We start from the raw sequence: 25,031 nt of genomic DNA on the forward strand, positions 1-25,031 counted from the left end.
TAGCTCCGGTCCCAAACTCCTTGTTGACTCGGTTCACAGGCTCTGCTCTTATTGACTCGTCGCCATACGGGGTTCTCGACAAACGGTTCTCGACAAACCCCGACCACACTCCACGCCCAGGGGAAGGCCGCCATGTCTGCCACCATTTCCGCCCGCCGACGTACCGCAGTCGCCGTGCTGACCGCCGCCCTCGCGCTCGGCGGCGCTGCTTGCGGCCCGCTCGACGATGACGCCAAGCCCTCGAAGAGCTCGAAGAGCACCGCGAAGGCAAAGGGAGGATCGGCGTCCGGGAGCGAGCCGTTCGCCGGCCAGTCCGGCCCCGACGTCGTCAACAAGGCGGTCAGAGCCACCAAGACGGCCACATCCCTGACCCTCGACATCGCTCTGAAGTCGGCCGACGGCCCCACCAAGGGCCGTCTGTCCATCAACACCAAGGGCGAGTGCGCCGGCACGCTGTCCCTCGGCGCGACCGGAACCGCCGAGCTGATCAAGACCGGCAAGACCGCCTATATGCGCTTCGACGAAGCCTTCCTGCGCGAGCAGGGCAAGGGCGAGCCGGCCGAGGAGACGGAGGCCGTGCTGAAGATGCTGAAGGGCCGCTGGGTGGAGACCGACGTCTCGGACCCCGACTCCAAGGAGAGCCTTGAACTCTGCGATCTCAACAGCCTGCTGGCGGAACTGGAGGCCAACGACAACGCCGCCCGCCGGGCCGGTGAGGCCACGGTCGACGGCCACAAGGCGCTGAAGCTCACCGAGTCGGACGGGGATGCCACCTACACGCTGTACGTCGCCGCGGAAGGCCAGCCGTATCTGCTGAAGTTCGAGCAGGTGGGCGGCGACGAGCCGGGCACATTCACCTTCTCCAAGTTCAACGAGCCGGTCGGTGCGAAGAGGCCCGCGGCCAAGGACATCCTCGACCTGGACGAGCTCGGCCAGTAGTGACGCCGCACAAAGAGACGGGCCGCCCAGGGACGGGCGGCCTGCTGCCCCGGATCAGCCGCCGCACTGCGCGAGGAGCGCCTTCTTGTCCGGCGGCGTCACCGGCAGTTCGTACTTGAGGGCCACCTGCGAGACGCGTACGGCGTAGGAGCAGCGGATCCGCTTGTCCGGCGGGAGCCAGGACGCCGGTCCCGAGTCGCTCTTCGAGCTGTTGGTCCGCCCGTCCACGGGCAGCAGATTCAGCGGGTCGTTGGCGAACTGCTGCCGCTTCTCCTTGTCCCAGCGGGCCGCGCCCAGCTGCCAGCCGTACGAGAGCGGCACGACGTGGTCGATCTGCACGGCGGACGCCTTCTGCTTGCGCCAGTCGATGACCGTGCCGGTGTACGGGTCGTCGAGGGTCATCGCGATGACGACGCAGTCGGAGCCGGAGCGGTAGCGCAGCGCCTTGCCGTCGCGTGCGAGCAGGTCGTTCCTGGTGTCGCAGCCGTTGCGGGCGAGCGGTACGCCGTCAGCACTGTCCATCCAGGCGTACCCGAAGCGGTCGCGCTCGTAGCCGGTCTTGGGCCCGCGGCCTTTGGTGGCCACCTTCTCGATCAACTGGCGGGCGGCGGCGCGGTCCTGGTCGGAGGTGATGGCGGCGAGACCGGGTTTGGTGCCGTCGGGGTTGGCGAGCGGACTGGTGCCGCTGCCGGAAGTCCTGGCAGCACCGTCACTGGACAGTGCGCCGCCGTCGCATCCGGTGAGCACGGCCGCGGTGAGGCCTGCCGCCAGGACGAGCGATATTCGTTCCCCGAGTCTGTTCACGCCCGTACCTTACTGACTCCAAGTCCAGTACGAGTCAGCCCATATGGCGGAGCGCGTGCGGATGCCGACGGGTGCGCGTAACGTCGGAAGTGTCTGCAATCCACCTCAATCGAGGAGCGAAACAGCGATACGCATACAGAGACACACCTACGCACAAGCACCGCCCGCGGAGCCGAGCCGGCCCCCGCGGGCGGTGTTTCAGATCTTGCCGATGCCGAGGGTGTTCTCGCGGGGCATCAGCCCCGAGCCCAGCACCTCGACCCAGAAGGGCCCGAGCAGCTCGGCGAGCCGGTCTCGGTCCGCGTCGCCGAGCGCCGTCCAGGGTGCCGCTGCCAGCTCGTCCGTACGTCGCTCGACCTCGGCCCGCAGCGCCCGCCCGGCGTCGGTGACCGCTCCGCCGGCGTCCAACACCCCGCGTTTGACCAGCCGTTCGCGCGCGTCGGCCCATTCGGCCTCGCTCCACCCGCGACTCGCGAAGGTCTCTTCCGGAGCCGCACCGACGGCCGCGAAGGAGACCAGCGCCTCGGCAGGATCGAGCCCGGCGGTCAGCAGCGCGGCGACATGCCCGTCGCCACGGTGCTCACGCAGGATGGACGCGGCCTGCCAGAGGACGAGATGCGGCTCGTCGGGCCACGGCAGCGCGGCGTTGGCCGCGGCGAGCGGCCGGCCCGCGGTGTCCAGGGCCTCGGCGGCCCTGCGCGCGAGCACGGCGGCTTCGGTGATCTCCGCACTCGCGGCCTTCTCGCCGAAGATCGCGCGGTACGCCCGGCCGATTCCTCGCAGCCGGGCGGCGAGCACCGCGTCCGGCGAGGCGATGTCCCAGGCGGCCGGGACGTGTTCGGCGACCTTGCGCGGGCTGAAGCTGTAGAAGGCGGAGGCGACCTGCCGGGCGCCGGGCGCTCCGAGGGGTGCGGCGCGCAGCGGGAAGTACGTCGGCCAGCGCTCACCGGTGCCGTACCCCAGCGCGGCGAACTCCTCGAACACCTCCGGCGCGTAGTAGACGACCGCGTGCAGCGGCTCCAGGAGATGCCACATCTGCCGTACGCGCCCGAAGTCCTCGCCCATGACTGAATTCCTTCCTCGCATCCACCCTTATCTTGCCACTGACAAGATTGCGCCCGTCCGACAAACTTGTCAATGACTAGATTCCGCGTAGTCTGCTGACCATGACCAGTGAGCGCACCTACCACCACGGCGATCTGCGCCGGGCCGTCCTCACCGCCGCCCTCGACGTGATCTCCGCCGAAGGCCCGTCGGCCCTGAGCCTGCGCGACCTGGCCCGCCGTGCCGGCGTCTCCCACGCGGCCCCGGCCCACCACTTCAAGGACCGCGCGGGCCTGCTCACCGCGATCGCGGTGGAGGGTTTCGACCTCCTGGGCACGACCCTCGCCGAGGCATCCGACCTGCGCGGCATGGGCCTCAACTACGTCCGCTTCGCCGTCGGGCACCCCGCGCACTTCCAGGTGATGTTCCGCCCGGAACTCCTCCGCCCGGACGACCCGGACCTCCTCGCGGCGAGGGACCGCACGCGGTCCCTGCTCCGTACCGCGGTCGCGTCGAAGTCCGCGGACCCGGACACGGCCTTCCTGGCCGCCTGGTCCATGGCCCACGGCTTCGCGACGCTGCTGCTCACCCACAGCCTGGACCGGACCCTGGACGGCCGGGACCCGGAGGAAGCGTTCCGGGCGTTCGCGGAGGTCATGTTCGGCCGCTGACAGCGCCGTCGGACGGCAGCGGCCCGGTGCGGTCGCCCGGCACCAGGTGCATGAGGCGGCGGTACACACCTACGACGCCCAGGAGACCGCCGGACGCGCGGAGCCTGTGCCCGCACTCGTCGCCGTCGACGCTGTCGACGAGTGGCCTACGACCCGAGGATCGTCGTCAGGAACTCACCCGTCCACCCCAGCAGTTCCCGCCCCACCACCGGCTTCCCGCCGATCTTGCCCGCCGTCGGGCGCGGCACCAGGATCTGGTGGATCGCCGGCTTGATCACCGTCCGCGGGTACAGGCGCTTCAGGCGCAGCTCCTGCGATTCCCGCAACTCCACCGGGGCGAAGCGGATGTTGGAGCCCTGGAGGACGATCTCGCCGACGCCGCACGCGCGGGCCAGCATCCGCAGGCCCGCCACGAGCAGCAGGTTCTCGACCGGCTCCGGGAGCTTGCCGTAGCGGTCGGTGAGTTCTTCGCGGACCGCCTTGATGTCCTCTTCCGAGTTGGCCGAGGCGATCGCGCGGTACGCCTGGAGCCTCAGCCGCTCGCCGGGCGCGTAGTCGTGCGGGACATGCGCGTCGACCGGGAGCTCGATCTTGACCTCGAGCGGGGGTTCCTCCTCCACTCCGCCCTCGACCGCGGCGCGGTAGTCGGCGACCGCCTCGCCCACCATGCGGATGTACAGGTCGAAGCCGACGCCCGCGATATGGCCGGACTGTTCGCCGCCCAGGAGGTTTCCCGCGCCGCGGATCTCCAGGTCCTTCATCGCGACATACATGCCCGCACCCATCTCGGTGTGCTGGGCGATCGTCGCCAGGCGCTCGTGGGCCGTCTCCGTCAGCGGCTTCTCCGGGGGGTAGAGGAAGTACGCGTAGCCACGCTCGCGGCCACGGCCCACCCGGCCGCGCAGCTGGTGCAGCTGCGAGAGACCGAAGTTGTCGCCGCGCTCCACGATCAGCGTGTTCGCGTTGGAGATGTCGATGCCGGACTCGACGATCGTCGTCGAGACGAGCACGTCGAACTTCTTCTCCCAGAAGTCCACCACGACCTGTTCGAGCGCCGACTCGGGCATCTGGCCGTGGGCGGTCGCGATGCGGGCCTCCGGCACGATGTCGCGCAGCCGGGCCGTGGCCCGGTCGATCGACTCCACCCGGTTGTGGATGTAGAAGACCTGGCCCTCGCGCAGCAGTTCACGGCGGATGGCCGCGCCGAGCTGCTTCTCCTCGTACGGGCCGACGAACGTCAGCACCGGGTGCCGCTCCTCCGGCGGGGTCGTGATCGTGGACATCTCGCGGATGCCCGTCACGGCCATTTCGAGCGTACGGGGGATGGGAGTGGCCGACATCGTCAGGACGTCGACGTTCGCGCGGAGCTTCTTCAGCTGCTCCTTGTGCTCGACGCCGAACCGCTGTTCCTCGTCGACGACGACCAGGCCCAGGTCCTTGAACCGCGTCTCCGCGGAGAACAGCCGGTGCGTGCCGATGACGATGTCGACCGTGCCGTCGCGCAGGCCCTCCAGCGTCGCCTTCGCCTCCAGGTCCGACTGGAAGCGGGACAACGCCCGTACATTCACCGGGAATTGGGAGTAGCGCTCGGAGAACGTGCCGAAGTGCTGCTGCACCAGCAGCGTCGTCGGCACCAGGACCGCGACCTGCTTGCCGTCCTGGACCGCCTTGAAGGCCGCCCGTACCGCGATCTCGGTCTTGCCGTAGCCGACGTCGCCGCAGACCAGCCGGTCCATCGGGACCGTCTTCTCCATGTCCTCCTTGACCTCGGCGATCGTGGAGAGCTGGTCCGGCGTCTCGACGTACGGGAAGGCGTCCTCCAGCTCGCGCTGCCAGGGCGTGTCCGCGCCGAAGGCATGGCCGGGCGCCGCCATGCGGGCGGAGTAGAGCTTGATGAGGTCGGCCGCGATCTCCTTGACCGCCTTCTTCGCGCGCGCCTTCGTCTTCGTCCAGTCCGCGCCGCCGAGCCGGTGCAGCGTGGGCGCCTCGCCGCCGACGTACTTGGTGACCTGCTCCAGCTGGTCGGTGGGGATGTAGAGCCGGTCGCCGGGCTGGCCGCGCTTGGCCGGGGCGTACTCGACGAGCAGATACTCGCGGGTCGCGTTCTGCACCGTGCGCTGCACCATCTCGATGTAGCGGCCCACGCCGTGCTGCTCGTGGACGATGTAGTCGCCCGCCTCCAGCGTCAGCGGGTCGATCGTCTTGCGGCGCCGGGTCGGCATCCGCTGGCCGTCCTTGCCGGCCGCCTTCTGGCCGGAGAGGTCGGTCTCGGTGAGGACGGCGAGCCGCAGGGCGGGGTCGACGAAGCCGTAGTCGATCGAGCTGCAGGTGACATGGACGACGGACGGGGAGATCTCCTCGAGGTCGGCGTCGAGGCGGGCCGCGATGCCTTCGCCGCCCAGGACTTCGACGGTACGGGCCGCGGGGCCGTGGGCCTCGGTGACGAACACCGTGCGCCAGCCGTCCGCCAGCCAGCCCTTGGTGTCGGCGAGCGCGCGGGCGGTGTCGCCGCGGTAGCTCTCCGGGGCGTGCATGCCGAGCTTCAGGGTGTCGGCGGACAGCTCCTCGTCGGCGGCGAACGGCGAGACCGACCACCACATCATGCCGAGTTCGCGCGCCCGCTCCCGTACGTCCGCGATGCCCCACAGCGAGGCCGCGCCGACGTCGATCGGCGCATGGCCGCCGCCGGCGGTCGCGGCCCACGACGCCTGGAGGAACTCCTGCGAGGTCGCGACCAGGTCCGCGGCGCGCGTACGCACCCGCTCCGGGTCGCAGACCACGGCCATGGAACCGGCCGGCAGCACGTCGAGCAGCAGCTCCATGTCGTCGACGAGGACCGGCGCGAGGGACTCCATGCCCTCGACCGCGATCCCTTCGGCGATCTTGCCGAGCAGTTCGCCGAGCTGCGGGTGCTCCTCCGCGAGGGCCGCGGCCCGCTGCCGTACGTCATCGGTCAGCAGCAGCTCGCGGCAGGGCGGGGCCCACAGGCCGTGCTCCGCGATCTCCAGCGAGCGCTGGTCGGCGACCTTGAAGTACCGGATCTCCTCGACGTCGTCGCCCCAGAACTCCACCCGCAGGGGGTGCTCCTCGGTCGGCGGGAAGACGTCCAGGATGCCGCCGCGCACCGCGAACTCGCCGCGCTTCTCGACCAGCTCGACCCGGGAGTACGCCGCTGCCGCGAGACCGTCGACGATCGCGTTCAGATCGGCCTGCTGCCCGCTGCGCAGGGCCACCGGCTCCAGGTCGCCGAGGCCCTTGACCTGCGGCTGCAGCACGGAACGGATCGGCGCGACGACGACGGAGACCGGGCCGGTCGCCGGATCGTCCTTCGTCGGGTGGGCGAGGCGGCGCAGCACGGCGAGCCGGCGGCCGACGGTGTCCGAACGGGGCGAGAGCCGCTCGTGCGGCAGCGTCTCCCAGGACGGGTACTCGGCGATGCCTTCCTCGGGCAGCAGCGAACGCAGCGCCGCCGCCAGATCCTCCGCCTCCCGCCCGGTCGCGGTCACGGCGAGCACCGGCCGTCCCGCCTCGCGCGCCAGCGCCGCCACGGCGAAAGGCCGGGCCGCGGGGGGCCCGACCAGGTCGACATGCATCCGGTTCGCTTCGCGGGCAGCCTGCACCGCTTCGGCGAGTGCGGCGTCCTTGGCGACGGCGTCGAGCAGACCGTGCAGGCTCATGAAGGGATCCATCCCGGGGAGTGGGCAACGCGAAGGGCCCGACACGTGTGACGGGCCGGGGGTCTCCAGCGTACGACGCGCCGGGCGGGGACGCGGTCCCAACGGTCTCCTGCGGCCGGCGGCCTCCGGGAGCGGGCGGCCCGACCGGACATGGCTCGGGCCCAGAGGCAGAAGCACCCCTGGGCCCGAGCCCCCGTTCCCCCGTTCTTCCCCCGTTCCCCCGTGACCGCCACGCCCCCTATTCCGTGGCGATCGCGTTCAGGACGTTCATCCGCCCCGCCCTGAACGCCGGCACCAGCGCTGCGAACAGGCCCACGAAGGCCGAGGCCACGAAGACCGTCATGATCGTCGGCCACGGGATCTCCAGGACCCCCAGTCCCTCCAGCGCCAGCAGCTTCTGGGCCGCCGTGCCCCAGCCCATGCCCAGGCCGAGGCCCAGCAGGGCGCCGAAGAGGGCGATGACCACCGATTCCAGGCGGATCATGCGGCGCAGCTGGCGGCGGGAGAGGCCGATCGCCCGCAGCAGGCCGATCTCGCGGGTCCGCTCGACCACCGACAGGGCCAGCGTGTTCACCACACCGAGCACCGCGACGATGATCGCGAGCGCGAGCAGGCCGTAGACGATGTTCAGCAGCTGACCGATCTGGTCCTTCAGGTCCTGCTTGAAGTCGGTCTGGTTCTGCACCTTGTACTGCGGGTAGTCGGCGATCGACGCCTTGAGCGCGGTGTACGCCTCCTTCTCCTTGCCGTCCGCCGCCTTCGCGAACATGATCATGTTCTGCGGCAGCTTGTCGGCCGGGATGTACTGCGCGGCCGTTGCCGTGCTCATGTACTTCGCGCCCTTGTCGATGCTGCCGTCGTCCGAGGTGATGGCCGCGACCTTCAGCTTCGCGGTCTCGCCGTTCTTGAAGGCGACCGTGAGGGTGTCGCCCACCTTCACGGCATGCTCGTCGGCGTAGCCCTTGCCCACGGACATCGCGTTCTTGCCGTACGCGGCGGACAGGTCGCCGGCGACGGTCTCACGGCGCAGGTCCTGCGCGTACGTCGGGTCGGCGGCGACGAGTTCGTCGTCCTGCGTCCTGCCGTCCGGCGAGGTGACCTTCGCCTCGACACCCTTGTACTCGGTGACGTGCTCAATGTCCGGCGACTTCTTCAGCGCCTCCTCGACCTGCGGAATGATCGGCTGGCCCTTGGAGGACTGGATGATGAAGTCCGCGCCGACCGACTTGTCGAGCTCGTCCGTCGCCGACGCGACCATCGAGGAGCCGACCACCGACAGGCAGGCCACCAGCGCGAGGCCGATCATCAGGGCCGCGCCGGTCGCTCCCGTACGGCGCGGGTTGCGCAGCGCGTTGCGCTCGGCCATCCGGCCGACCGGACCGAACATCCGCAGCACGAGAGCGCTGATCACCCGGACCACCACACTCGCGAGCAGCGGGCCGATCACCACGAAGCCGATGAGCGAGAGGACCACGCCGAGGCCGAGGAACATCGAGCCCTCGGCGGCCTTGTCGGCCTGGGTGGCGGCGAGCAGCGCGGCCGCGCCACCGCCGGTGAGCAGCAGGCCGATACCGGCCCGTACCCATCCGGCCCGGCCGTCCGCCGGGGTGCCGGCGTCGCGCAGTGCGGCCATCGGCGAGACCTTGCCGGCCCGCCGGGCCGGGACGTACGCGGCGAAGACGGTGACGATGATGCCGAGCGCGAGTCCGACGACCGGAGTCGTCCACTTCACGGTCAGATCGTCGGTGGACAGCTCCATGCCCATGGAGCCCATCAGTTTCATCAGCCCGACGGCGAGGCCGACTCCGGCCGCGACGCCCGCGATGGAGCCGACGATGCCGAGGAACAGCGCCTCGATCAGTACGGACGCGTTGACCTGGCGGCGGCTCGAGCCGATGGCCCGCATCAGGCCGATCTCGCGGGTGCGCTGGGCCACCAGCATCGAGAAGGTGTTGACGATCAGGAAGATGCCGACGAGGAGGGCGATCCCGGCGAAGCCGAGCATCGCGTACTTCATCACGTCGAGGAACGAGCCGACGTCCGCGCGGTTGGCGTCCGCGGACTCCTTCGCGGTCTGCAGCTTCAGCGGGGTGTCCAGCACGGTGGCGACGTTCTTCTTGAGCTGGTCGTCGCTGACGCCCGCGGCCGCGGTGACGAGGATATGGGTGAACAGGCCTTCCTTGCCCAGCAGTTCGCGCTGTGCGGTGGCGGTGTCGAAGTAGACGACGGCCGCGCCGGGGTTGGTGACCTTGAACGAGGCGATGCCGGAGATCTTGGCAGTGAAGTCGCCGGTGACGGCGATGGTGCGCAGTTCGTCGCCGAGCTTGAGGTTGTGCTTGTCGGCGGTGTCACCGTCGACCATGACCTCGGTGGGCCCGCGCGGGGCGTGACCGGAGGTGATCTCCATGGCCTTGAGGTCGTTGCCGGTCCAGTTGCCGGCGATCGTCGGGGCGCCGGTGCTGGAACCCATGTCCTTGTTCTTGGAGTTGACGACGGTCACGCTCATGCTGGAGACCGCGCCCTGGGCGGACTTCACGCCGTCGGCGGAGCCCACCTTGTCGACGAGCGAGGCGGGCAGCGACTCGGGCTTGCCGGTCTGCGGGTTCTCCTCGTCGTCCGAGCCCTTGGGGCTGACGGTGACATCGGACGCGGTCGCGGCGAAAAGCTTGTCGAAGGTGGTGTTCATGGTGTCGGTGAACACGAGCGTGCCCGACACGAAGGCCACCGACAGCAGCACGGCAATCGCCGAGAGCGCCATCCGGCCCTTGTGCGCAAGGAAGTTGCGCCTGGACGTCTTGAATACGGTCACGACGTCCGCCCCCGCGCGTCGAAGTCCTTCATGCGGTCGAGTACGGCGTCGGCGGTGGGCCGGAACATCTCGTCGACGATCCGGCCGTCGGCGAGGTAGAGGACGCGGTCGGCGTAACTGGCCGCGACCGGGTCATGGGTGACCATGACGATGGTCTGGCCCAGTTCGTCCACGGACCTCCGGAGGAAGCCCAGCACCTCCGCTCCCGCACGGGAGTCGAGGTTTCCGGTCGGCTCGTCGCCGAAGATGATCTCGGGCCGGGCGGCGAGCGCGCGGGCCACCGCGACACGCTGCTGCTGGCCGCCGGAGAGCTGGGTGGGCCGGTGCTTGAGGCGGTCGGACAGGCCCACCGTCTCGACGACGCGGTTCAGCCACGCGGCGTCCGGCTTGCGGCCGGCGATGTCCATGGGGAGCGTGATGTTCTCCAGCGCGTTGAGCGTCGGCAGCAGGTTGAACGCCTGGAAGATGAAGCCGATGCGGTCCCGGCGCAGCTGGGTGAGCTTCTTGTCCTTGAGCCGGGTGATCTCGGTTTCGTCGAGGTAGATCTCGCCCGAGGTGACGGTGTCGAGGCCGGCCAGGCAGTGCATCAGCGTCGACTTGCCGGAGCCGGACGGGCCCATGATCGCGGTGAACTGCCCGCGGGCGATGTCGACATCGACTCCGTCGAGCGCGACGACCCGGGTCTCCCCGGCGCCGTACGCCTTGACGACCTGCCGCCCACGCGCGGCGACGGCCGTACGCCCTTCCGTGCCCCCGTGCTGGGGAATGGTCACAGCCGTTGTCACGGTATGTCTCCTAAATCGCTGATGAGTGAGTGTCGCCGCGTACGGTTCGAGTCTTTCGGCGGAGGCGGTCCGGCGCGATGGTGCGGGGCGCAGTCTTGATCCGGGGGTTTTCCCCACCCCCGGCCTGGTGCTGCGGCCACCGGCGCGGTCCGGTGCGGCCGTAAGAACAACCTAAGGAGTCCGCACCCGCCGCTTCGTCGTCGCCAAGTACGAACGTCCCCTGGCCAGAAGTAGGGAGGAGCCCCTAGGGGCCTCCACCCGCGGGTGGAGACCTTCGGGTGGATGCCCGCGGTCAGAGACTGCGCCCTGCCGTTGCGTGAGGCTCAAGTGAGAAGGTGTCCCGGGCGAGATGCATGCATAGGGAAAGGACCTTGGGGTGAGCGCCGACGACGGCATACCCGGGCCAGCGGCTCGCGGGCACGGGGCGCGGGAGCCGGGGGCGGCGCAACGGCCGCCGGGGTCGGTCCAGTCCGGAGGCGGGGCAGCGGCCGGGCCGCCCGCGCGGGAGCACCGGGACGGAGCGGGGGCCCGGGGCCGGCGGGCCGTCGTCGCCGCGCTCATGCTCGGGATGGCGCTCGCCGCGCTCGACGGGACCGTCGTCTCCACCGCCGTACCGCAGATCGTCGGCGACCTCGGCGGCTTCTCCGTCTTCTCCTGGCTCTTCTCCGGCTATCTGCTCGCCGTCACGGTCACGCTGCCGGTGTACGGAAAGCTCTCCGACACCTTCGGCCGCAAGCCGGTCCTGATCGCCGGCATCATCCTCTTCCTGCTCGGCTCACTGCTGTGCGCCGGGGCCTGGAACATGGCCTCGCTCATCGCGTTCCGGGTCGTCCAGGGCTTCGGCGGCGGCGCACTGCAGGGCACGGTGCAGACCATCGCCGCCGATCTGTACCCGCTCAAGGAACGGCCCAAGATCCAGGCCAGGCTCTCCACGGTGTGGGCGGTGTCCGCGGTGGCCGGCCCCGCCATCGGCGGACTGCTCGCCAGCTACGCGGACTGGCGCTGGATCTTCCTCATCAACCTCCCCGTGGGCGCGGTCGCACTCTGGCTGGTCGCGCGCCATCTGGTGGAGCCGGTACGGGAGAAGGGCCCGCGCCCGCGCATCGACTGGCCCGGCGCGCTCGCCGTCTTCCTCACCGGAACGCTGCTGCTGACCGCCCTGGTCCAGGGCGGGGTGGCCTGGCCCTGGCTGTCCGCGCCTTCCCTCGGGCTCTTCGCGGGCAGCGCGGCCGGTGCGGTCGTGACCGTACTGATCGAACGACGGGCCGCGGAACCGATCATCCCGGGCTGGGTCTGGCGCCGCCGCACCATCGCCGCGGTGAATCTGGCACTCGGCGCGCTCGGCCTCCTCATGGTCGCCCCGACGGTCTTCCTCCCCACCTACGCCCAGTCGGTACTCGGCCTCGGACCGATCGCCGCGGGCTTCGTGCTGTCCGTGATGACGCTGAGCTGGCCGGTCAGCGCGGCCCTGTCGCAGCACGTCTACACCCGCATCGGCTTCCGCCGCACGGCGATGGTCGGCATCACCCTGGCGGGCCTGATCCTCGCGGCCTTCCCTCTCCTCCCCTACCCCGGCGCTCCCTGGCAGCCCGCCCTCCTGATGCTCCTGCTCGGCGCGGCACTCGGCCTGTTCCAACTCCCCTTGATCGTCGGCGTCCAGTCGACGGTGGGCTGGGCGGAACGGGGCACGACGACGGCGTCCGTCCTCTTCTGCCGCCAGGTCGGCCAGAGCATCGGCGCGGCGCTCTTCGGCGCGATCGCCAACAGCGTGCTCGCGTCCCGCCTCGGCGACGCGGGCGACCTGGACTCGATCGCCCACGCTCTGGCGGACCCGTCCTCAATGACGTCGGAGGCCGCGGACCACCTCCGCCGGGCGGTCGCGGCGGCGGTCGACCATGTCTACGTGGGCGCGGCGGTGGCGGCGTTGCTGTCGCTGCTGGTTCTGGTGTTCGTGGCGCCGCGGCGCTTCCCGGTGCTCGACGACAGGCAGGAGTAGTCCGACGGCCCGGAGCAGTCCGACGGACCGGAGCAGTCAGGACGGACCGCGGACCGGAGTGTCCGTCGGACCGGACCAGAACCCGACTCCGGCCCTACCCGTCGTCCTCGGGCAGTCGGAAGCCCTCATTGACGTCGTCGAAGACGTGCTTGTGCTGCTGCCACTCGGCCTTGGGGGCCGACAGGTAGATCGAGTACTCGTTCCCGCCGGGTCGTCCGAACGCGAGGTCGTACCCGCGCCACTCGCGCGCCGAGCCCTGCCAGGTGAACTCCCAGATCGCGGCCGGCAGGTCCCGGAAGCTCGTGCTCTGCATTCGCAGCTTCCGGTAGTCGGGCACCTTCCCCTCCTCCACGGAGCTGGCCTCGTCGTCCTTCATGTGCTGAAGAGGATCGGAGCTCCCGAAGTCGAGCACGGAGACCCGTATTCCGACCAGTCCGTTCGGGGAGACGTAGGCGACCTCGTTCCGCTCCTCCGCACCGGACGGCAGCGTGCGGGTCCACCCGTCCGGTACGGGGAAGGAGACGCCGAGCTCGTCCTCCTTCACGAGGTGGTAGCCCTCGGGGACCGGTGACGGGGACGAACTCGCCGAGGGCGAGGGCGAAGCGGAGGGCGAGGTCGAGGGTGAGGGTGAGGTCGAGGGCGTCGGCTTTCCGCTCGCCGAATGGTTCGAACCCTTGTTGTCACCGCCGCCGCTCAGGTTCAGGGCCACCGCCGTCGTACCTCCGGCGACCGCGACGACCACCGCAGCGGCCACCCATACACGCGCGCGGCGACGCCGCGGCGGAGCAGCGGCCGCGGGAGGCAGCACCGCTGTGGAGCCGCGGGTCGGCGCGGGGCTCGGTGACCTGGGCGATTCGTCGGGGAACAGCAGCTTCGCGCGGTCCACCGGCGCCGTCTCCGCTTCCGCCCCGGACTCCCGCAACGCGCGCTCCGCGGCCTCCGCCGACGGCCGCTGCTCCGGGTCCTTCACCAGCAGCGCCTCGATCAACGGAGCGAGCGACGCGGCCCGCTGCGGCGGTTGCAGTTCGTCGACGGCGATCGCATACGCCGTCTCGAGCGCGGTGGCCCGGCGGAACGGCGGCCTGCCCTCCACCGCCTGGTAGAGCGTCGCGCCCAGCGCCCACAGATCGGACGCGGGCCCCGGCGTCCCGCCCCTGACCCGCTCCGGCGCCACATAGTCGATGGACCCGACCATCTCGCCCGTCTTGGTCAGGGTGGAGGTGCCGGTGGCGACGGCTATGCCGAAGTCCGTCAGCACCACACGGCCGTCGTCGCCGAGCAGCACGTTCCCCGGCTTGACGTCCCGGTGCAGCACACCGGCCGCATGCGCGGCCCGCAGCGCCCCGACCATGCCGCGCCCGATCCGCGCCGCCTCCTGCGGCGACACCGGTCCGCTCTCCTTGAGCACATCGCCGAGCGTCAGCGAGGGCACGTACTCCATGACGACACAGGGCAGCCCCTCGTCGTCGACGACGTCGTGCACCACGACCACATTGGGATGGCTGATACGGGCGGCGCTACGGGCCTCTCGCCGGGTGCGTTCGTAAAGCGTGGCGAGCTCGTCATCGGCCAGATGCGGCGAAGCGTGCAGTCTCTTGACCGCGACCTGCCGCCCCAGGAGCTCGTCCTCGGCCCGCCACACGGTGCCCATGCCGCCATGGCCGATGCGCTCCAGGAGCCGATATCTCCCGGCAACCTGCCGCCCTTGCTCCGCCGACACCACGCGCCCCTCTACCGCCTACCTGTCATGGAGCCGACACCATAACCGGCACCCACCTGATAGATGGTTCTGGCCATGGTGGCGGTTCCGCGGAGGGTAAAAGGCTGCTGAAGAGGACCGGGCGACACCGGCGACCGCTCCCACTTCACCCACCTGCTGCACTCCGCCAAGGTGATGGCCGACGCCTTCGACTGCCAGAACAAGCCGGTCGTCCCGGCTGAGCCGCCCGCCTCCGTGACGTGACTCCGGCGGCGGAGGCTCCTCAGCCCTCCGCCGCCGCACGGCCCGTCAGGGTCGTCAGGCTGCTCTCGACGTGGGTCATGTGCGCCTGCATCTCCTCGCGGGACTCGTCGTGTTCCCGCAGCACCCCCTCCGTCTCGCGCTCGATCCGCTCCTCCCGTAGACGCGCTTCCGCGAGCAGCTCGGCCGCCCGGGCCTCCGCGTCCTCCTGGCCGTGGCGGGTGTACTCCTCCGCCTCCGCGAAGGTGCGCTTGGCCTCCGAGAGCGTGGCTTCGGCGTGGGCGGTGAGTTCGGCGTGGTATGTGTCCAACGCCGCCTGGCGGTCGGCCAGTTCGCGCTCCAGCGCATCGCGGCGCTCGGCCTGCTCCGCCGCCAGTTCGGCCAGCAGCGCGTCGGCCCTCCGGCGCATCTCCTTCCAGGCGGAGATTGCCTCGCCGCGCTGTTCCTTGATCTCCAGGCGGGCCTCCATCCGCGCCTCGTCCGCCTCGGCCTGCGCCGCGAGGAGGATCTGCTGCGCGCGGGCCTCGGCCTCCGCCCGTACCGTGTCGGCCTGTTCGCGAGCGGTGTCGCGCGTCTGCCGGGCCGCGGTCTCGGCCGCCTCGATCGCCGCGTACGTCTCGGCCACCGCGGTCGTACGGACCTCCTCGGCCTCCTCCTCCGCCAGCGCCATGATGTACGCGGCGCGCCGGCCGACCGTCTCGTACGTCTGCGGGGCGAGCGTCGCCACCACCTCACGCAGCTCGGCCGCATCCGCCTCCATGTCCTTGGCGAGGACGGTGAGCCGGGCGGCCCGTTCCCAGGCGTCGTCGCGGTCCTGGGACAGGGCGGTGACGTAGGCGTCGGTCTCGTCCACCGGGTAGCCACGGCCACGTACGGCGGCGAAGCCGTGAGGTGACACCGCTGCAGCACTCATCCTTCAAGCCCCTCTCCGACCCACAATGCGACATTGCCGACATCCTGCTGGATCGAAGTGAAGCGCTCATAACGCGACACTCCCCGCGTGCATAACGGTCAAGGATGAGCCTCAAACGGCCGGAGCGCCCGGCCTGCCGTGGCAGACCGGGCGCTCCGTACGGACACGACCTAGAGCAGTCCGTCCCACATCTGCTCGAGCAGCACCGACCACCAGCTCTCCGGCGACGCCAGCGCCGCCGGGTCGATCACGGCCAGCTGCGCCTGGAAGTCGACCGTCCAACGGCCTGCCTGCTCCGGGTTGAGCCCGAAGCGCAGCCGCCACATCCGGCCGAGCAGCGCCAGGGAGCGGGTGAACTCCGGCAGCCCGCTGTTCACGAACTGCGGCGCCACCGGCTGACCGCCGGGACCCGCCTCCACCGGCACCGCCACGATGTGCGCCGTGCCGTACTGGACGCAGATCGCGCGACCGAAGTCGCTGCCGACCACCAGATAAGAGCCCGCGTCCACCGCGGGCTGCACCTGCCGCTGCGCCGCCAGTTCCGCCAGCGTCGGGACCACCGGCTGCGCGGGCTGCGCCCAGAAGAACGGGTTGAAGTCGCCCGGCAGACCCGCCCACACCAGCGTCGCCGCAACGATCTCCGGCACGCCCTGCCGCGACACCGCGCGCTGGTCGAACCGGCAGATGCCCTGCGGCCCGAACGCGGCCACCAGCTCCTGTGCGATCGCCTGCGGCGGGACCGGCGGCGCGGGCTGCACCGGCGGCAGCGGCGCGCGAACCGGCGCGGGGCGTGCCGGACCGTCCGCGACCTGGTGCAACTCGCCCTGGTGCGTGATCAGATGCTGCATGCCCTGTTGCCGGCTGGCGTGATCCTTGCCGTACGGGGCCACGGACGTGATCCGCACCTGCGGCCAGGTCTCCCGGATCATCCGGGCGCAGTAGCCGCCGGGCAGCTCGCACGACTCCAGCTCGGTGTGCAGCTCGAGCACCTGCTGCGGCGGCACGTTCATCGCGCGCAGCTCATGCAGGATCTGCCACTCCGGGTGCGGAGTGCCGGGCGCCGAACGGCGGATCAGCTGGGCCTCGGAGCCGTCCGGCGCGCGGTAGCGCAGTACGGCCTGATAGCCGGGGCCGACGGTCGGCACGCCGCCGGGCTGCGGCGGATAGCCGTACGCGGGCGGCTGACCGACGGGCGGACCGGGAGGTACGACGCCGGGCGGCGGGCTCTGAGGCGCACCGGGCGGACCGGGAGGCTGAGGCGCGCCGGGACCGCCGGGGCCCATCTGAGCGGGACCGGCGAGCATCGTCGCGGCATGGTGTACGCCACCACCGGGAGGACCGGGAGGCTGCGGAGCCCCGGGAGCACCAGGAGCACCGGGCGGGCCCGGAGGCTGCGGAGCACCGGGACCGGCCGGACCCATCTGGCTCGGGTCGGCCAGCATCGTCGCCGCATGATGAACACCGCCGCCACCGGGCGGAGGCGTCCCACCGGGAGGACCAGGCGGCCCAGGCGGACCAGGAGGCTGGGGAGCCCCGGGGGCCCCAGGAGCTCCGGGCGGACCAGGAGGCTGGGGAGCGCCGGGACCGGCCGGACCCATCTGGCTCGGATCCGCCAGCATCGTCGCCGCATGGTGAACACCGCCACCAGGCGGAGGCGTCCCACCCGGAGGACCAGGAGGCCCAGGCGGACCAGGAGGCTGCGGACCCTCCGGCCCTCGCTGCGGAACCAGTTGTGTCGGCAGGTAGCCGCCCGCGGGAGCACCGGGCGCGCCCGGACCCGACGGCGGCGGAGTCGCACCGGGGCGAGCCCCTGGAGTGCCGGGAGCGCCGGGCGGCGGCGGAGTCGTGGAGCCGCTGCCGCGCGAACCCCGTGGCGGCACGGCCGCCTTGCTCGTTGCCGCATCCGCGATGTCACCGGCCCCGCCGCCCTGCGACGGCTCGTTCAGCGCCGGAGCGACCGTGGTCCGCGGCAGCCCGCTGCCGCCGGACATCAGCGCGGTCGGCGCCTCCGCGCCCACGACCGGCGGCGGAGTGTCTTCGTCGTCGGCGCCGGAGATCGGCGGCGCGAAGACCGTCTCGGGCAGCGGCACAGACGCGTCGTCCGGTGCCCCACCGCTGGTGTCCGTCCACGGCGTGGCACCGGGCGGCGTGGCGGGCACACCGTCCTTGGCGGTCGGCTCGTGCTCGCGGCCGCCCGCGCTCGGCCATACGGCCCCGGACGCCCCGGCCTCGGGCCACGCGGACCCACCCGCGGACGAACTCCCGCCCGCCTGCGAGGCGTTGGCCCCGCCGGGCCCGGCCGCGGACCAGTCGGCACCGGCCGCGGGAGCACCGGCACCCGCACCGGCCGGCGCAGCCGCTCCCGCACCCGCGCTCGCGCTCGCAGGCGAAGGAGACGGCGCACCCTCACCACTCGCCGAAGGCGAAGCCGAAGCCGCACCCGAACCCGCAGCCGCCGGCCTCCTCCGGTCCGGAATCCCCAACTTGTCCGCCGCGTCCTGGAGCCACTCCGGCGGGCTCAACAGGAACGACGTCTGATTCAGGTCGATCCGCTGCGGCGGCTCCGGCGTCGCCGGCGCCTCGTCCTGGATCCCGTACTCCTCCTCGTACCGGCGGATCACCTCACCCACCGGCAGCCCGGGCCACAGCGTCGCCTCCCCGCTGTCCCGCGCGATCACCAGCCGCTGCTGCCCGCCGCCGGTCCGAGCACCGCCCTCGCGGTCCTCCGCCCACACCACGAACCCCAGCTCGAACTCCCGCACCCGCACCTCACGGTGCTGATACGCGGGAACATCGCCGTTGACCCATTCCTCCGCGCGCTCCTGCGCCTGCGCGAACGTCACCACCGGACCGTCACCCCTCGTCCGAGACCGGGACGGCGCGCGCGAAGCCGCCGTCCACCATCAGATTCGCCACGGTCTCCAGCTCCGGCGGATTGCCCGCGAGACGCTGCAGAAAGGCGTCGAAGTCGTCGCCGCACGGCAGCAGCAGCCGTTCCACGCGCTCCTGTACGTTCCAGCCGTCCTGGTCACGCGCGTCGTCATAGGCGCAGAACCAGACCGTGCCGATGCCGGAGCCCTTGACCTTCACCGCCAGGATCCCGCCCTGCACAAAGGCCACACCCAGGTAGTACTTCGTCAGGTGGTCCCGCAGACACTTGTTGATGTACACCAGGTCGTTGACCGCCGCCTCGTCCCGCACCGTGAAGAACGGCTGGTCCACCAGCAGTCCCAGCTCGGCGTCGAGCGCCGCGCCGACCGGCGCGCAGCCGCCCGCCGCCTTCAGGAAGGAGCGGTACGCGCCGGGAAGCCGGTAACCCAGGTCCTCCTCGACGCCCAGCAGCTGCTGCTCGGTCACCGACACCACACCCTTCGGCAGACCGAAGTGTGCGGGCCGGGTCTCCTGGAGCGGCCGCGTGCCCCGCTTGCTCTGGTCCACGCGGGTCGTCGCGAGGCCGCCGTGGTGCCGCAGCAGCGCCTTGACCTCGACCGGGACCAGCTCGACACGGCGCGTGCCCGGCACGTGGTGCCAGGTCCAGCCGTGCGGAGTGGCCACCGCCGGAATCGTGTCCCACAGCTCATGGCCCTCGGCGTGCAGCGCCGCGTTCGCCGACACGTAGTCGGTGAGCCGCAGCTCGTCGACGCCGAAGCCCTCCGGGGGCTCGGCGATCTCGGCGGCGGCACGCGCGTACGCCGAGAAGTCCGGGTAGCCGTGCGAGTCCACCCGCACACCTCTGGGGTGGCGCGAGGCCCGTACGGGATCCGGGAAGGTCACGACCTGACCGGCGTAGGCCGCGTTAGGTGGCGCGACGTGTCCCCCGGCCTGGGGGCCGGGAGGTGCCCCCAGCCCTTGCCGACCTGTCGTCATGGCGATCTGCCCCCTGCTGCATCTGGCTGGTTCAGGACAGCCTATGCGGTGCCGCAACAGGGAGTGCGGACGCTCCGGTTCGGTCACCAAGTGTCACAACCGAGTGACCAATCGCCGACGACACGACACGTTTCAGTGCCCCAGCTTCCGCACCACCCACCCCATTTGGCAGGCTGTCCGCAACTCGGGGGCGTGCACGGGAGGGGACGACAGCACCATGCACACAGCGCAACCAAGCACATCGGACACCTCGGGTGATCCTCGTCTCAGCTGGAGCAGCACCGAAGCCATCCGCCCGCCGTCACTGGGCCACCGCCGCGACGGCATCCTGCCCACGGTCGCCGCCGCCCTGTCCGTACGCGGCGAAACCCTCACGAGCACCGCCGGAAAGGGTGACCAGCCGCCCGTACTCCACCCTCTCGTACAGGACTTCCTCGACACCCTCACCAGCGGCCAGCGCGAACGCTTCACCGGCCGCTGCCCGGAGGCGATTCTGGTGTCGCGCCATCTCACCGCCGCGGACGGCCAGCGCTCCAAGCGGGCCCAGCGCAAGCCACTGACCCACAGCGAAGCCAAACGCACGCTCAAGCAGGCCAAGTTGACGGCACGTAGGATCAGAGAGGCCGGCGACCCGCTGCACGGCAGCTACGCGCCGCCCTGCCGCTCCTGTACGGCGATGCTCGACCACTTCGGCGTACGAGCCGTCGACCCGACCGCGACCGAGAACGGCTGAACCCGCACCGATGCCCGCCGACCACCTCAGCACCACCCGGTTCCCGGTCGCCGTCGACGCCGCGCTGCGCGAGGCGGGCTGGCAGCCGGGCCGCTGGGACATCAAACTCGCGGAGCACTGGGCCGACAGCCTGCGCTCGTACGCGTCCCCCGCGGGCCACCGGCACTCCGTGTTTCCCTCGGCCGTCGAAGCCTGGGCGGAATTCGGCGGACTGCGGATCACCGCTCCCGGCCCCGGCCGCCAGACAGCGCCGACACCGGTGCGGGTGGACCCGCTCGCCGGACTGCATCTCGCCCGCACACTCGCCGACCTCGGGCGGGCGCTGGACACCGAGGTGTCACCGCTCGGCGAGGAGGGCGACAGCCAGGCCGTACTGGCCATCGACACCGAAGGCCGGGTCTACAGCCTCGACCACACCGGCGACTGGTATCTCGGCCGGGACATCGACGCGGCGCTCACCACGCTGGTCACCGGCATCCAGCCGACGCGCCTGACGTTCGGCTGATCGCCTCAGAGCTGCTGGGCGGTCTCGACGGAGACCTCGCGGTCCGGCAGTACCGCCGACACCCGGAAACCGCCCGCGTCCGTCGGACCGGACACGAACACCCCGCCCAGCCCCAGCACCCGCTCCCGCATCCCGACCAGCCCGTTGCCGCCACTGGGCAGATCCGCGTCGGCGGCTCCGCCGGCGGCGTCCGGGGCGCCGTTCTCCACCTGCATGGCGACCTCGGAGCCGCGGTGCGCGAGCCGCACCATCACCTTCGCGCCCACCGCGTGCTTGTGGACATTGGTCAGCGCCTCCTGAACCACGCGGTAGGCGGTCTGCTCGACCTCCGGCGGATACTCCCGGACCTCGCCCTGGACCGACAGCTCCACCACCATGCCGGCCTGCCGGGACTGCCCGACCAGGCCCTCCAGATCGGCGATGCACGGTCCGTCGTCGTCCGCCGCGGCCGCTGCCGCGGCTGCCGCCGCGGCGACCGCCGCGAGCGGTACCGGCGCCTTGTGCCGCTTGTCGCTGTCACCGGCCCGCAGCACTCCGAGCATCTCCCGCAGCTCGGTCAGCGCCTGCCGGCCCATGTCGCCGACCAGCGCCGCGTTCTTCACGGCCTTCTGCGGATCCTTCAGGGCCACGGCCTGAAGTGCGGCCGCGTGGACCACCATCAGACTGACCCGGTGCGCCACGACATCGTGCATCTCCCGCGCGATCCGCGTCCGCTCCTCCGTACGCGCCCACTGCGCCCGCTGCTCGGCACGGTCGGCCAGCAGCGACAGCTCCTGCTCCAAGCTGTCCGCGCGCTCGCGCAGGCTCTCCATCAGCCGCCGCCTGGCCCCTATGTAGAGGCCGAAGAGCACCGGCGGCGCGGTCAGAGCGAGCGACATGAAGCCGGCCATCGTCGGCACGTACCAGGCGCCGGGCTCCGGACTGAAGTCCGCGGACTGTACGTCCTGGCCGACCCGTACAAACGACACGATCAGCGTCGCGGCCAGCGACATCCCCGCGAGCGTCGCGGTGATCCGGCGCGGAATGTCGGACGCGGCGAGCGTGTACAGCCCGACGACGCCCATCAGAAAGCCCATCTCGGCCGGTGTGGTCGCGATCGACACCAGCACCACGGCGATCGGCCAGCGCCGCCGCAGTACCAGCACCGACCCGACGACAAGACCGAACAGCACCCCGATCGGCACGGGAATCGCGGCTTTCTCCGCGAACCCCACGCCCTCCAGCGCGCACTCGAAAGAGGAGGCCAGCGCAAGCCCCACGTCCAACGCGATACTGCGCCGCCGTCCCCACCACAGCCAGGAACGGGCGGGCCTGCCCGTGGAGTCCTGGTGTGCCCCCGTTGTGGTCATGTCTTCCAGCGTACGGGCGGGCGCGAGTCATTTTCCTGGGGTGCGGGCACCCTGCGCGTCGTGCGGTGCGGTGACGGGCCCCGGACAAGTCCCGTCGCGTCGAAGGCAGGTGGTACGGCATAGTGTGGGGTGCCCAGTCGGCGGCCCGGCAGCGATGCCCGGACCGCCCGGCTCAGCCATCCCCCGTGGTGTAATTGGCAGCACTGAGGCTTTTGGTGCCTTATGTCCGGGTTCGAGTCCTGGCGGGGGAGCTCTTCGTCCGGGTCCTGACCTCCACGGCCAGGACCCGCTCGCATTTCCGGCCTGATGGCCCCCGGTATCCTTCGGGTGTCCACCACTCGAAGCCGAAGGGCATTCCCGTGAGCGCCAACCGCCCGGCAGCCGTCGTCGTCCTCGCAGCGGGTGAGGGCACCCGCATGAAGTCGAAGACCCCCAAGGTCCTGCATGAAATCTGCGGGCGATCCCTCGTCGGACATGTCGTCGCCGCCGCGCGCGAGCTGGACCCCGAGCATCTCGTCGTCGTGGTCGGTCATGCGAGTGAGCAGGTCAAGGGGCATCTCGCCGAGCAGTACGCCGGCACCCGCACCGCTTTTCAGGCCGAGCAGAACGGCACCGGGCACGCCGTCCGGATGGCGCTCGAAGAGCTCGGCCGGACGCCCGAGGGCACCGTCGTCGTCGTGTGCGGTGACACTCCCCTCCTCTCCGGCGAGACGCTGACCGCACTCGCCGCCACCCACGCCGCCGACGGCAACGCCGTGACCGTGCTGACCGCCGAGGTCCCGGATTCGACCGGGTACGGCCGCATCGTGCGCGACAGCGCCACCGGCACCGTCACCGCGATCGTCGAGCACAAGGACGCGACCGAGACCGAGCGGGCGATCAAGGAGATCAACTCCGGGGTCTTCGCGTTCGACGGTCAGCTGCTCGCGGACGCGCTCGGCAAGGTGCGCACCGACAACAGCCAGGGCGAGGAGTACCTCACCGACGTGCTCGGGATTCTGCGCGAAGCCGGTCACCGGGTGGGCGCCTCCGTCGCGGGCGATCACCGGGAGATCCTCGGCATCAACAACCGCGTACAGCTGGCCGAGGCGCGCAAGCTGCTCAATGAGCGGCTGCTGGAGCGGGCGATGATGGCCGGTGTCACGGTCGTCGACCCGGCGTCGGTGCTCGTGGACGTCATGGTGACCTTCGAGCGTGATTCGGTCATCCACCCGTACACCCAGCTGCTGGGGACGACGCATCTCTCCGAGGGCGCCGAAGTCGGCCCGAACTCCCGGCTGAAGGACACCACCGTCGGCGCGGGCGCGCGCGTGGACAACACGGTCGCGGATTCCGCGGAGATCGGGGAGTCGGCGTCGGTCGGTCCGTACGCCTATCTCCGTCCGGGTACGAGGCTGGGCCTGAAGGCCAAGGCCGGTACATACGTGGAGATGAAGAACGCGACGATCGGCGAGGGCACGAAGGTGCCGCATCTGTCGTACGTCGGCGACGCGACGATCGGCGAGTACACGAACATCGGCGCGGCGAGCGTCTTCGTGAACTACGACGGCGAGGCGAAGCACCACACCACGATCGGCTCGCACTGCAAGACCGGTTCGGACAACATGTTTGTGGCTCCCGTCACGGTCGGGGACGGCGCGTACACCGCGGCCGGCTCGGTCATCACCAAGGACGTGCCCGCGGGTTCGCTGGCTGTCGCCCGCGGCCAGCAGCGGAATATCGAGGGCTGGGTCGCTCGTAAGCGCCCGGGAAGCGCTGCCGCCCAGGCAGCCGTGGTGGCAACGGAACAGGTCGCCGAAGGGAACTGACCGGAAACAGGTGCGTCGGACTCGGCGTACCGTGATACGTGCACACAAATTCGGCTGGTTCGCGTTGAGTGCTGCCGCGGCCAGAGAAACCCTCTGAGGAGACAGTGCTGTGACCGGGATCAAGACGACCGGCGAGAAGAAGCTGATGCTCTTCTCCGGCCGCGCCCACCCCGAGCTGGCCGAGGAGGTCGCGCACCAGTTGGGTGTCGGCCTGGTGCCGACGAAGGCCTTCGACTTCGCGAACGGCGAGATCTACGTCCGTTTCCAGGAGTCGGCCCGTGGCGCGGACTGCTTCCTGATGCAGAGCCACACCGCCCCCATCAACAAGTGGATCATGGAGCAGCTGATCATGATCGATGCTCTGAAGCGGGCTTCCGCCCGGAGCATCACCGTGATCGTCCCGTCGTACGGCTATGCCCGTCAGGACAAGAAGCACCGCGGCCGTGAGCCGATCTCGGCCCGGCTGATCGCGGATCTGCTGAAGACCGCGGGCGCGGACCGCATCCTCACGGTCGACCTGCACACGGACCAGATCCAGGGTTTCTTCGACGGCCCCGTCGATCATCTGTCCGCGCTGCCGGTGCTCGCCGACTATGTCGGCGCGAAGGTGGACAGCGCGAAGCTGACGGTGGTCTCGCCGGACGCCGGCCGTGTCCGGGTCGCGGACCGCTGGTGCGACCGGCTGGACGCGCCGCTGGCGATCGTCCACAAGCGCCGTGACAAGGACGTCGCGAACCAGGTGACGGTGCACGAGGTCGTCGGTGAGGTCGAGGGCCGGGTGTGTGTCCTGGTCGACGACATGATCGACACCGGCGGCACGATCTGCGCCGCGGCGGACGCGCTCTTCGCGCACGGTGCGGAGGATGTCATCGTGACGGCCACGCACGGCATCCTGTCCGGCCCGGCGGCCGACCGTCTGAAGAACTCGAAGGTCAGTGAGTTCGTCTTCACGAACACGCTGCCGGACCCGTCGGATCTGGAGCTGGACAAGATCACGGTGCTGTCGATCGCGCCGACGATCGCGCGGGCGGTGCGTGAGGTGTTCGAGGACGGCTCGGTGACGAGCCTCTTCGAGGAGTCGGCGTAGGGATCACGGTGGCCGACGGCCGCTGGTGATCGATTTCTGAGGCGGCCTCCCCGCCGGGTAGACTCATCGAGTTGCTCGGCGAGG

At 70.9% G+C, this 25,031-nt stretch carries 17 protein-coding genes and 1 tRNA gene; 8 read left to right on the forward strand and 10 right to left on the reverse strand.

Annotated features, from left to right (window positions below; translation table 11 throughout):
- The first annotated feature begins 132 nt into the window (after nt 1–132).
- Nucleotides 133–939, forward strand: a complete 807-nt coding sequence (locus ACH4YL_RS20820; RefSeq protein ID WP_398508863.1) for a hypothetical protein — start codon at nt 133–135, stop codon at nt 937–939.
- Nucleotides 940–993: 54 nt separating this feature from the next.
- On the opposite strand, the gene ACH4YL_RS20825 is transcribed toward ACH4YL_RS20820, so the two are convergent.
- Nucleotides 994–1,743 carry an HNH endonuclease family protein gene (locus ACH4YL_RS20825; protein ID WP_398508864.1) on the reverse strand — a complete coding sequence of 250 codons (750 nt, stop codon included), beginning with the start codon at nt 1,741–1,743 and terminating at the stop codon, nt 994–996.
- A gap of 198 nt (nt 1,744–1,941) precedes the next feature.
- The gene (locus ACH4YL_RS20830) at nt 1,942–2,808 is read right to left on the reverse strand and encodes a hypothetical protein (protein WP_398508865.1); all 867 of its coding nucleotides are present in this window, start codon (nt 2,806–2,808) and stop codon (nt 1,942–1,944) included.
- 101 nt (nt 2,809–2,909) lie between these two features.
- On the opposite strand from ACH4YL_RS20830, the gene ACH4YL_RS20835 reads away from it, so the two are divergent.
- Nucleotides 2,910–3,458, forward strand: a complete 549-nt coding sequence (locus ACH4YL_RS20835; protein ID WP_398508866.1) for a TetR/AcrR family transcriptional regulator — start codon at nt 2,910–2,912, stop codon at nt 3,456–3,458.
- Between the two features lie 146 nt (nt 3,459–3,604).
- Here ACH4YL_RS20835 and mfd read toward each other — a convergent pair whose 3' ends face one another.
- The 3 genes from mfd to ACH4YL_RS20850 all read right to left on the reverse strand — a co-directional run bounded on the left by mfd (nt 3,605) and on the right by ACH4YL_RS20850 (nt 10,729).
- Nucleotides 3,605–7,135: a transcription-repair coupling factor gene (mfd, locus tag ACH4YL_RS20840; RefSeq protein ID WP_398508867.1), complete on the reverse strand. Its 3,531-nt coding sequence runs from the start codon at nt 7,133–7,135 to the stop codon at nt 3,605–3,607.
- A 238-nt stretch (nt 7,136–7,373) separates the two neighbouring features.
- Nucleotides 7,374–9,944, reverse strand: a complete 2,571-nt coding sequence (locus ACH4YL_RS20845; RefSeq protein ID WP_398508868.1) for an ABC transporter permease — start codon at nt 9,942–9,944, stop codon at nt 7,374–7,376.
- Nucleotides 9,941–10,729, reverse strand: coding sequence for an ABC transporter ATP-binding protein (locus ACH4YL_RS20850; protein WP_398508869.1), 789 nt, complete (start codon nt 10,727–10,729; stop codon nt 9,941–9,943). Before ACH4YL_RS20850 ends, ACH4YL_RS20845 begins: the two co-directional genes overlap by 4 nt.
- Before the next feature lie 376 nt (nt 10,730–11,105).
- On the opposite strand from ACH4YL_RS20850, the gene ACH4YL_RS20855 reads away from it, so the two are divergent.
- Complete coding sequence (locus ACH4YL_RS20855; RefSeq protein WP_398508870.1) at nt 11,106–12,725, forward strand: MDR family MFS transporter; 1,620 nt, start codon at nt 11,106–11,108, stop codon at nt 12,723–12,725.
- A gap of 94 nt (nt 12,726–12,819) precedes the next feature.
- Here ACH4YL_RS20855 and ACH4YL_RS20860 read toward each other — a convergent pair whose 3' ends face one another.
- From ACH4YL_RS20860 to ACH4YL_RS20875, 4 genes are all read right to left on the reverse strand, one after another.
- Nucleotides 12,820–14,445, reverse strand: a complete 1,626-nt coding sequence (locus tag ACH4YL_RS20860) for a serine/threonine-protein kinase (protein WP_398508871.1) — start codon at nt 14,443–14,445, stop codon at nt 12,820–12,822.
- 262 nt (nt 14,446–14,707) lie between these two features.
- On the reverse strand, nt 14,708–15,598 hold the full coding sequence (locus tag ACH4YL_RS20865) for a cellulose-binding protein (protein ID WP_398508872.1): 891 nt from the start codon (nt 15,596–15,598) through the stop codon (nt 14,708–14,710).
- Nucleotides 15,599–15,768: 170 nt separating this feature from the next.
- Entirely contained in the window at nt 15,769–18,444 is a 2,676-nt protein-coding gene (locus ACH4YL_RS20870) for an SUKH-4 family immunity protein (RefSeq protein WP_398508873.1), read from the reverse strand.
- A 7-nt stretch (nt 18,445–18,451) separates the two neighbouring features.
- Entirely contained in the window at nt 18,452–19,465 is a 1,014-nt protein-coding gene (locus ACH4YL_RS20875) for an SMI1/KNR4 family protein (RefSeq protein WP_398508874.1), read from the reverse strand.
- A gap of 217 nt (nt 19,466–19,682) precedes the next feature.
- Between ACH4YL_RS20875 and ACH4YL_RS20880 the strand changes: the two genes are divergently transcribed.
- Nucleotides 19,683–20,198 carry a YwqJ-related putative deaminase gene (locus ACH4YL_RS20880; RefSeq protein ID WP_398508875.1) on the forward strand — a complete coding sequence of 172 codons (516 nt, stop codon included), beginning with the start codon at nt 19,683–19,685 and terminating at the stop codon, nt 20,196–20,198.
- A gap of 10 nt (nt 20,199–20,208) precedes the next feature.
- Nucleotides 20,209–20,703, forward strand: a complete 495-nt coding sequence (locus ACH4YL_RS20885) for an SUKH-3 domain-containing protein (protein ID WP_398508876.1) — start codon at nt 20,209–20,211, stop codon at nt 20,701–20,703.
- 5 nt (nt 20,704–20,708) lie between these two features.
- Here ACH4YL_RS20885 and ACH4YL_RS20890 read toward each other — a convergent pair whose 3' ends face one another.
- A complete protein-coding gene (locus ACH4YL_RS20890; protein ID WP_398508877.1) occupies nt 20,709–22,052 on the reverse strand; it encodes a sensor histidine kinase in 1,344 nt (447 codons plus the stop codon).
- A gap of 179 nt (nt 22,053–22,231) precedes the next feature.
- On the opposite strand from ACH4YL_RS20890, the gene ACH4YL_RS20895 reads away from it, so the two are divergent.
- The 3 genes from ACH4YL_RS20895 (at nt 22,232) to ACH4YL_RS20905 (ending at nt 24,947) form a co-directional block, all read left to right on the forward strand.
- Nucleotides 22,232–22,303 (forward strand) — tRNA-Gln (locus tag ACH4YL_RS20895).
- 108 nt (nt 22,304–22,411) lie between these two features.
- Complete coding sequence (gene glmU / locus ACH4YL_RS20900; protein WP_398508878.1) at nt 22,412–23,860, forward strand: bifunctional UDP-N-acetylglucosamine diphosphorylase/glucosamine-1-phosphate N-acetyltransferase GlmU; 1,449 nt, start codon at nt 22,412–22,414, stop codon at nt 23,858–23,860.
- Between the two features lie 109 nt (nt 23,861–23,969).
- Nucleotides 23,970–24,947: a ribose-phosphate diphosphokinase gene (locus tag ACH4YL_RS20905; protein ID WP_398508879.1), complete on the forward strand. Its 978-nt coding sequence runs from the start codon at nt 23,970–23,972 to the stop codon at nt 24,945–24,947.
- Nucleotides 24,948–25,031 lie beyond the last annotated feature (84 nt).

This window comes from Streptomyces sp. NPDC020681 (assembly GCF_044334895.1).
GTDB lineage: Bacteria > Actinomycetota > Actinomycetes > Streptomycetales > Streptomycetaceae > Streptomyces.

What these genes read in the sequence shown, in the direction of transcription:
- ACH4YL_RS20820 (WP_398508863.1), top strand. Translation starts at nt 133, where the DNA reads ATGTCTGCCACCATTTCCGCCCGCCGACGTACCGCAGTCGCCGTGCTG.
- ACH4YL_RS20830 (WP_398508865.1), bottom strand. Translation starts at nt 2,808, where the DNA reads ATGGGCGAGGACTTCGGGCGCGTACGGCAGATGTGGCATCTCCTGGAG.
- ACH4YL_RS20835 (WP_398508866.1), top strand. Translation starts at nt 2,910, where the DNA reads ATGACCAGTGAGCGCACCTACCACCACGGCGATCTGCGCCGGGCCGTC.
- mfd (WP_398508867.1), bottom strand. Translation starts at nt 7,135, where the DNA reads ATGAGCCTGCACGGTCTGCTCGACGCCGTCGCCAAGGACGCCGCACTC.
- ACH4YL_RS20865 (WP_398508872.1), bottom strand. Translation starts at nt 15,598, where the DNA reads ATGAGTGCTGCAGCGGTGTCACCTCACGGCTTCGCCGCCGTACGTGGC.
- ACH4YL_RS20875 (WP_398508874.1), bottom strand. Translation starts at nt 19,465, where the DNA reads ATGACGACAGGTCGGCAAGGGCTGGGGGCACCTCCCGGCCCCCAGGCC.
- ACH4YL_RS20880 (WP_398508875.1), top strand. Translation starts at nt 19,683, where the DNA reads ATGCACACAGCGCAACCAAGCACATCGGACACCTCGGGTGATCCTCGT.
- ACH4YL_RS20885 (WP_398508876.1), top strand. Translation starts at nt 20,209, where the DNA reads ATGCCCGCCGACCACCTCAGCACCACCCGGTTCCCGGTCGCCGTCGAC.
- ACH4YL_RS20890 (WP_398508877.1), bottom strand. Translation starts at nt 22,052, where the DNA reads ATGACCACAACGGGGGCACACCAGGACTCCACGGGCAGGCCCGCCCGT.